Origin of the sequence: Phenylobacterium sp., assembly GCF_030693805.1 — a bacterium.
Classification (GTDB): Bacteria; Pseudomonadota; Alphaproteobacteria; order Caulobacterales; family Caulobacteraceae; genus Phenylobacterium.
Genome location: NZ_JAUXZW010000430.1, coordinates 1 through 7698, shown reverse-complemented (window position 1 = coordinate 7698; position 7698 = coordinate 1). Strand labels below are relative to the sequence as shown.

General features: G+C 67.1%; 9 protein-coding genes. 6 read left to right on the top strand and 3 right to left on the bottom strand.

The annotated features are described in order from the left end of the window. The 4 genes from Q8M88_RS17225 to Q8M88_RS17210 form a co-directional block, all read left to right on the top strand. Positions 1–654: flagellar hook-length control protein FliK (locus tag Q8M88_RS17225; RefSeq protein WP_305598381.1), on the top strand; the 654-nt coding region annotated here is incomplete at its 5' end. Positions 655–667: 13 nt separating this feature from the next. After that, positions 668–1378: a flagellar hook assembly protein FlgD gene (locus Q8M88_RS17220; RefSeq protein WP_305598380.1), complete on the top strand. Its 711-nt coding sequence runs from the start codon at positions 668–670 to the stop codon at positions 1376–1378. Positions 1379–1419: 41 nt separating this feature from the next. Further along, positions 1420–2766 (top strand): flagellar hook protein FlgE, encoded by a 1347-nt coding sequence (locus Q8M88_RS17215; RefSeq protein WP_305598379.1) that lies wholly within the window; start codon positions 1420–1422, stop codon positions 2764–2766. 166 nt (positions 2767–2932) lie between these two features. Then, positions 2933–3223 carry a DUF1153 domain-containing protein gene (locus Q8M88_RS17210; RefSeq protein ID WP_305598378.1) on the top strand — a complete coding sequence of 97 codons (291 nt, stop codon included), beginning with the start codon at positions 2933–2935 and terminating at the stop codon, positions 3221–3223. Positions 3224–3300: 77 nt separating this feature from the next. On the opposite strand, the gene Q8M88_RS17205 is transcribed toward Q8M88_RS17210, so the two are convergent. Continuing rightward, a complete protein-coding gene (locus Q8M88_RS17205; RefSeq protein WP_305598377.1) occupies positions 3301–3666 on the bottom strand; it encodes a RusA family crossover junction endodeoxyribonuclease in 366 nt (121 codons plus the stop codon). 81 nt (positions 3667–3747) lie between these two features. On the opposite strand from Q8M88_RS17205, the gene fumC reads away from it, so the two are divergent. Next, on the top strand, positions 3748–5139 hold the full coding sequence (fumC, locus tag Q8M88_RS17200; RefSeq protein ID WP_305598376.1) for a class II fumarate hydratase: 1392 nt from the start codon (positions 3748–3750) through the stop codon (positions 5137–5139). 3 nt (positions 5140–5142) lie between these two features. On the opposite strand, the gene Q8M88_RS17195 is transcribed toward fumC, so the two are convergent. After that, positions 5143–6081 (bottom strand): iron-containing redox enzyme family protein, encoded by a 939-nt coding sequence (locus Q8M88_RS17195; RefSeq protein ID WP_305598375.1) that lies wholly within the window; start codon positions 6079–6081, stop codon positions 5143–5145. Between the two features lie 64 nt (positions 6082–6145). Then, positions 6146–7084: a polyprenyl synthetase family protein gene (locus tag Q8M88_RS17190; RefSeq protein WP_371132756.1), complete on the bottom strand. Its 939-nt coding sequence runs from the start codon at positions 7082–7084 to the stop codon at positions 6146–6148. Positions 7085–7268: 184 nt separating this feature from the next. Between Q8M88_RS17190 and Q8M88_RS17185 the strand changes: the two genes are divergently transcribed. Next, a partial coding sequence (locus tag Q8M88_RS17185) for a methyltransferase (protein ID WP_305598374.1) occupies positions 7269–7698 on the top strand: 430 nt, incomplete at its 3' end.

Below are 7698 nucleotides of genomic sequence, written 5' to 3'. Positions count from 1 at the left end.
GACTCCGCCAAGGCCGCGCCGCACGACGCGCGCGCCGCCGGCGTGATCGACGCCCGCAAGGGCCAGGAATCCGCCGGCGGCGGCGTCGAGGATGCGGCGAGCAAGATCGCCTCGCGCGACACGACGCCGGAACCGCCCAATCCCCGCGCCGCCGCCGAGCCCGCCTTGCAGCAGGCGAGCATCGCCAGCGTCGCGGCGGCCCCTGCCCGCGGCTCTCCCGAGACGATCGCCCACCTGTCGGCGCAGATCCTCAAGAAGCTGGACGAACGCTCGACCCGCTTCGACGTCCAGCTTCAGCCTGAGGGCCTCGGCCGGGTCGACGTTCGCCTGGAGATCGGCGCGAACGGCCGGCTGACCGCCTCGCTGTCGTTCGACAACCCACAGGCCGCCGCCGAACTGCGCGGCCGGTCCCAAGAACTGTCCCGTTCCCTGGAGCAAGCCGGCTTCGACGTCTCCGGGGGCCTGTCGTTCGACGTGGCGGGCGAGCGCGGCCAGTCCGGACAAGGCGGCGGACAACAGCAGGCCCAGACAGGCTCCACCTGGCGCGGCCAGGCCTTCCACGAGGCGCTTGGCGTCGCCGGCGAAGCCGACGTTATCGCCGCGCCCCCCAGTCTTCAGCGCCGGGCCTACGCCGGCCTCGACATCAAGATCTAGAGGAACAGCAACCATGGCCATCGACGCCACAGCCGCCGCAGCGACCGGCGCCGCGTCCGCCGCCGGTCGCACCCGGTTGGCCGAGAACTTCGACACCTTCCTGTCGCTGCTGACCACGCAGTTGAAGAACCAGGACCCGCTGTCGCCGATGGATTCGACGCAGTTCACCCAGCAGATCGTGCAGATGACCGGCGTGGAGCAGCAGTTGCTGACCAACGATCTGCTGCAGAAGCTGGTCGGCAACACCGGCAGCGGGATCTCCACCGCGGTCAGCCTGATCGGCAAGGACGTGCGCGCCGTCACCGGCGACGCGGCTCTCGTCAACGGCAAGGCGGACTGGCTCTACAAGCTCGACGCCGCCGCTTCCGATGTGAAGCTCGAGGTGCTCGACTCCAACGGCCGCGTGGTCTCCGTCAAGGCAGGCTCCGACAACGGCGCCGGCGAACATGCCTTCTCGTGGGACGGCAAGGACACCGGCGGCAAGCGGTTGCCCGACGGGACCTACACGCTTCGCGTCACCGCCAAGGCGGAGTCCGGCGAGACGATCACCTCGACCACCTTCCTGCAGGGCGTCGTCACCGGCGTCGAGCAGTCCAATGGCGAGGCCTTCCTGGTCATCAACGGCGCGCGCGTGCCGTGGAACGTCGTGACCAGCGTCACCCAGGCCCCCACCCAGACCACATCCAACGACGACGACGCCGACAAACCGGCCGTAGCGGCCTGATCCGGCGTCCCAACAGAACCTAAGAAAGAAGGCGAAAACCCATGAGCATCAACAGCGCAATGCGCGCCGGCGTCTCGGGCTTGGTGGCCAACTCCTCCGCGCTCGCCGCGATCTCCGACAACATCGCGAACGTCAACACCGTCGCTTACAAGCGCAGTCAAGTGAACTTCGCCAACATGGTGACGTCCCAGGCGGTCGCCGGTCAATACAGCGCCGGCGGCGTGCAGGGCGTCGCTCGTCAGTACGTCAGCCAGCAGGGAACGCTACAGAGCGCCAGCTCGCCCACCGACCTCGCGATCTCCGGCGAAGGCTTCTTCGTGGTGACCGACAAGGGCCGCGGCCTGACCGACGCCGATGCGCGGATGTTCACCCGCGCCGGCTCGTTCAGCGTCGACGCTGACGGTTATCTGAAGAACGACGCGGGCCTCTACCTGCAAGGATGGCCGTTCGTGAACGGCCAGGTCAGCACCAACCCTTCCGACCTCACCACCCTGCAGCCGATCAACGTCAAGGACATCAGCGCCACGGTGCTGCCGACCACCGAAGTCCTGGTCAACGCCAACCTCCAACGGCCCAGCACCTGGTCAGCGAGCGCCGGCGCCTACGCCACGCCGAACATGTCGGACTACCTGACGCCCGGCGGCGCGGCCGGCGTGGCGCCCGACTTCACGATTCCGATGTCGGTGACCGACTCGATGGGCGGCTCTCACTCTGTGAACGTCGCCGTGCGCCGCAGCGCCACGGCCAACCAGTGGAGCTACGAAGTCCAGTCTCCCGACGTCGCCGGGTCCGGCATGGTGGCCAGCGGCACTCTGGCGTTCGACACCAGCGGCCAGCCGATCTTCGCCGCGCCGACCACGGTGACCGGCGGCACGCTGGTCAACAGCCCGACGCAGCAGGGCCTGTCGATCCCGGTGACGTGGACCGACGCCGGCATCGCGCCGCAGACCATCGTGCTGGACTTCAGCAAGCTGTCGCAGCTCGCCGACGCCTCGACGGTCAACTCGGTCAACCCTGACGGCGCTGGCGTCGGCAGCGTGATCGGCGTGCAGGTGGACGAGACCGGCGTGGTCTCGGCGCTGTTCGACAACAGCGACGTACGCATGGTGGCGCAGGTGGCCCTGGCCACCTTCCCCAACCCCGACGGCCTGCAGGCGGTGAGCGGCAACGCCTTCCGCCCGACGCTCAAAAGCGGCGAGTTCGCCTTGAAGCAGCCGTCGAGCGGCGGCGCTGGCCTCATCTCGCCCTCTACCCTCGAAGCATCGACAGTCGATCTATCCGCGGAATTCACCGGATTGATCACTACACAACGCGCATATTCAGCATCTTCTAAGATTATTACGACAGCAGATCAGATGTTGGAAGAATTGATAAACATTAAGCGCTGATAGTATCCATTAACGACGTTTAATGTTGATCAACAACGTTGCATGTATCGTTTTCGTACAGGGGGGCGACTTGGTTAGTTCTTTTTTTACTATCGCAATTAAGCGGCCGTTATGCCCTGCGCGCTACATTCCTCCCGAACTGTGATGGTGGGAAAGGCGTAAAGCCATGCTGCAGCAGCAACAGCAGACACGAACGAACAGCCGCGGCGAGGTCTATGTCATTGGCCCGACGGGCGCTCCGTTGACGATCAATGATCTGCCGCCGGCCAACACTGGCCGCTGGGTGATCCGCCGCAAGGCGGAAGTGGTGGCCGCTGTGCGCGGCGGCCTGCTCAGCCTCGACCAGGCGCTGGAACGCTACTCGTTGACCGCCGAGGAGTTCCTCGCGTGGCAGCGGTCGATCGAACGCCACGGCCTGGCCGGTCTTCGGACCACCCGGCTGCAACAATATCGCTGACGTCGAGCAAGGACCCCTCTCGCCGACGACACAAAGCGGCCGCGCCTCTCGCAGGGCGCGGCCGTTGCTTTTTGGGTTCAGGCTTTCAAGCGCCGGACGTTGACCAAGATGCGCTCGCGCTCGCCGGGGTGGCGCTCCACCAGCAGCCGCGCCACCTGCGCGTCGTCATGGAAGGCGTAGCCCTTGATCGCGTCGAGGATCGCCTTGGCCAGGTTGTCCAGGTCCATCCATGGCGGATCGCCGACATACTCCATGCGGATCTCCACGGCGAACTCGCCCCAGGCGGGACGCGCGCCGCGCCAGGCCTTGCGGAAGAACTCGTAGATCAGCGGCTTGTAGTATTTCGCCTGGGTGGTGAGGCCGTCGACGACGATCTCCACCGCGCCTTCGTCGGGGCCCTCGCGGGCGCGCACCTTGCCGTGCTGGGTCCAGCCATCGTCCATCGCATTTTCCTCTAAGCGGCGAACGGCTTGCAGTCTCGCTCCGTCTCGTTAAACCGGCGGGCGTCCAGGCTGGAGGAACCGATGACCGCGACGCGCACCGAGACCGATACTTTCGGCCCCATCGAGGTCGCGGCCGACCGCTACTGGGGCGCGCAAACCCAGCGCTCGCTCGGCAACTTCAAGATCGGCTGGGAAAAGCAACCGCAGCCGGTGGTCCGCGCCCTGGGCGTGGTCAAGCGCGCTGCGGCCGAGGCCAACATGGCGTTGGGCCGGCTGGACCCGACGATCGGGGCCGCCATCGTCGCCGCCGCGCAGGAGGTGATCGACGGCAAGCTCGACGATCATTTCCCGCTGGTCGTCTGGCAGACCGGGTCCGGCACCCAGTCGAACATGAACGCCAACGAGGTGATCTCCAACCGGGCCATCGAGATGATGGGCGGGGTCCAGGGCTCCAAGAGCCCGGTCCACCCCAATGACCACGTCAACATGAGCCAGTCGTCCAACGACACCTATCCGACGGCCATGCACATCGCCGCCGCGGAGGAAGTCGCCCGCCATGTCATGCCGTCGCTGGAGCACCTGCACGCCGCGCTGAAGGTCAAGACTGAGGCCTTCGCCCACATCATCAAGATCGGCCGCACCCATACCCAGGACGCGACGCCTCTGACGCTGGGCCAGGAGTTCTCCGGCTATTCTCATCAGGTCGCCAGCGCCGTGCGCCGGTTGAAGGAAACGCTCTACGGCCTCTACGAGCTGGCGCAGGGCGGCACTGCGGTCGGCACCGGCCTCAACGCGCCCGTGGGCTTCGCCGAGAAGGTGGCCGAGCGTATCGCCGCCATCACCCACCTGCCGTTCATCACCGCGCCGAACAAGTTCGAGGCTCTCGCCGCCCACGACGCCATGGTGTTCAGCCACGGGGCCCTGACCTCGGCCGCCGCGGCGCTGTTCAAGATTGGCAACGACATCCGCTTCCTGGGGTCGGGACCGCGCTCGGGTCTGGGCGAGCTTTCGCTGCCGGAGAACGAGCCGGGCTCATCGATCATGCCGGGCAAGGTCAACCCGACCCAGTCGGAAGCCCTGACCATGGTCTGCGCCCAGGTGATGGGCAACCAGACCACCATGGCGTTCGCCGGCAGCCAGGGTCACTTCGAGCTCAACGTGTTCAATCCGGTGATGGCCTACAACTTCCTGCAGTCCTGCAAGCTGCTGGGCGATGCGGCCGTATCGTTCACCGACAACTGCGTCGTCGGCATCGAGGCGCGTGAGGACAACATTCGCGCGGCGATGGAGCGTTCACTGATGCTGGTCACCGCTTTGGCGCCGAAGATCGGCTACGACAACGCCGCCAAGATCGCCAAGACCGCGCACAAGAACGGCACCACTCTGCGAGACGAGGCGGTGGGCGGCGGATACGTCTCCAACGAGGAGTTCGACGCCCTCGTGCGCCCGGAGAAGATGATCTCGCCCGGCTGAGCCCTACTCCGCGGCGTAGCGGTAGCGGCTTTCTGCGCCGGCGCTCCACAGGTGCGTCCGGTATGCCTCGAAGCATTGCTCGCCGCAGATCAGCCGCATGATCGCGCCTTCGGCCATCGAGCGCGCACAGGCCGGGTCTTCCTCGACCAGTGGCGCGATCGCCTCGGCGTTCCACGCCCTGGAGTGCTCGACGTCCAAATTAGCGTGCAGGACGAAGTACTTGCGTTGCTCAGGCGCGATGCCCAGCCTCTTCAGGCCGGCGGCCACCGCGCTGACACGGGTCGGCGCCGTGAGCTCGACGACCCCCAGCGCGCCCACCGAATGGTAGGCGTAGCGGCGCGTGGCGGCGAACGCCGTCATCGTGTTGGCCAGCGCCAGCGACTGCCAGGCGGTGCCCTCGATGGTCGGGCGCAGGCCGAGGCCCTGGACCGTGCGGTCGAGCATAGGCCCGTGCATCCCGTTCGGATGGCCCCGGCCCATCTCGTCCCAATAATTGCGGGCGAGCTCAAGCTTCGCACGGGACGGCAGTTTGACCTGGGTCATGGCCACCAGGTCATCGAATCCCGCTTCGCCGGCGGCTTCCTGGGTCAGGAACCACTTCATCTCTTCGAGAGAAGCTTCTGTTTCGAGCCAGGAAAACAGAGGGTCCCATTGACCGGGACCGCTCTCCCTGAGCGCTTCGAACCAGGCCACGAAGCCGTCGGGATCAGACGGCGCGTGGGCGACCAACGGCGCAATCTGCGCGCGGAACGCTTCCACGAAACCGCCTTCGACGCGGAGCATGCGCGCGTCCTCGTCGACCTCGGCGAGCCAGTCGAAACCGGGCGTTCGCGCCGCAAGGCGGCGTCTGTTCCAGTGCGCCAGCGCCTGGTGCAGTCCTTGGGGATCGATATCGGTAGTGCTGTCGGCGCCAAACGCCGAGAGGTCGATAGCTGAGGTCACTTGAGGCGCTCCATGAGCCAGCGGAGCGCTCGAGCAGACGACTGGTTCCTATGTCGGCGAGTCGTCAGGTGCGACGTGTGACCGCGAAGTCCGCGAGGTCTTCGAGCGCCGGCCGCCACCCATTGGTCGATGCGAAATCGTCCAGCGCAGCCTTGGCGCTTTCGGCATAGTCGGCGGCCAGATCCAGCGTCGACTGCAACGCTCCTGTGGCGCGCATCAGGTCGATGGCGCGCAGGAAATCGGCGTCCGTCTGATCACGGCGACCAATGACGCGGGTCCAGAATTCGGTCTCAGCCCCGCCCGTGCGCGCGATCGCGAGCAGCAGCGGCAGGGTCGTCTTGCCTTCTCGGAAGTCGTCGCCGGGGTTCTTCCCCAGAGTTTCGCTGGCGCCGGAGTAGTCCAGCGCGTCGTCGACGAGCTGGAACGCGATGCCGAGATTGGCTCCGAAGCGGCGCAACGCCGCGCAGCGCTCGCGAGACGCGTCGGCCGACACCGCCCCGGCCTCCGCAGCGGCGGCGAACAGCTCGGCCGTCTTGGCGCCAATGATCTCCAGGTACAGTTCCTGGGTCAGGTCCAGGTCGTGGGCGCGGGTGAGTTGCAGCACCTCGCCCTCAGCGATGACGCGCGAGGCGCGCGCCAGGATCTCCAGCGCCGGCATCGACCCCGCCTCGACCATGAGTTCGAACGCCCGGGCGAACAGGAAATCGCCGACCAGCACGCTGGAGGGCGCCCCCCAGATCAGGTGGGCGGCCACCCTGCCCCGGCGAAGCTCGGAAGAATCGACCACGTCGTCGTGCAACAGGGTCGCGGTGTGGATGAATTCGACGGCGCCGGCGAGCTTCAAGCAAGCGTCGTCGCGCGCGCCAGCCAATCTGGCGGCCGCGATGGTGAGCAGCGGCCGGAGCCTTTTGCCGGCGCTGCTGATCAGGTGATCGGCCAACGCAGGGATCACGGGCACCGGGCTCTGCATCCGGTCGCGGATCAGCGCGTCCACACCCGTCATGTCCGCCCGCGCAAGGGTCAGCAGCGCCTCGATCGACGATGGGCTGGGGGCGAGGGCCGCTGTCGCTACGTTCACGGAAAGTCCGAACTCCTGACTGCCGGCGGGGATCCTGGCGCCGGACGTCGTTGCGGGGGACAATGGTGGGGCGACAGGGGGTGGTCAAGGCGCGTATGTCGCCGCACGCATGAAGCCTTCGAACGACAAACCACAGGCCGCAGAGGCGTCCGATGTCACCGAGGACCGCCTGCTGGACGGACGCGTCCTGCTGCGCCAGCCCCGGCGCGGCTATCGCGCGGGAATGGACGCGGCGTTGCTGGCGGCGGCCTGTGATGCGGGTGAAGGCGCGCGGGTGGTGGAGGCCGGCTGTGGCGCCGGCGCGGCCCTGCTCGCTGCGGCATGGAGACGGCCGGGTGCGCGCTTCGTCGGCCTGGAGCGCGATCCGGACGCATTCGCCCTGGCCCAGGAGAATATCGCGCTCAACGGCTTACAGGCGCGCGTCGATGTCCAGTTGGGCGATGTCGACCAGCCGTTCGGCCGCACCGGCCTGGCGCCGTTCGACGCCCTGATCGCCAACCCGCCGTTCTTCGACGACCCTGCCGCTTTGCGCGCACCCG

What these genes read in the sequence shown, in the direction of transcription:
- Q8M88_RS17190 (WP_371132756.1), bottom strand. Translation starts at nt 7,084, where the DNA reads ATGACGGGTGTGGACGCGCTGATCCGCGACCGGATGCAGAGCCCGGTG.
- fumC (WP_305598376.1), top strand. Translation starts at nt 3,748, where the DNA reads ATGACCGCGACGCGCACCGAGACCGATACTTTCGGCCCCATCGAGGTC.
- Q8M88_RS17210 (WP_305598378.1), top strand. Translation starts at nt 2,933, where the DNA reads ATGCTGCAGCAGCAACAGCAGACACGAACGAACAGCCGCGGCGAGGTC.
- Q8M88_RS17220 (WP_305598380.1), top strand. Translation starts at nt 668, where the DNA reads ATGGCCATCGACGCCACAGCCGCCGCAGCGACCGGCGCCGCGTCCGCC.
- Q8M88_RS17215 (WP_305598379.1), top strand. Translation starts at nt 1,420, where the DNA reads ATGAGCATCAACAGCGCAATGCGCGCCGGCGTCTCGGGCTTGGTGGCC.
- Q8M88_RS17205 (WP_305598377.1), bottom strand. Translation starts at nt 3,666, where the DNA reads ATGGACGATGGCTGGACCCAGCACGGCAAGGTGCGCGCCCGCGAGGGC.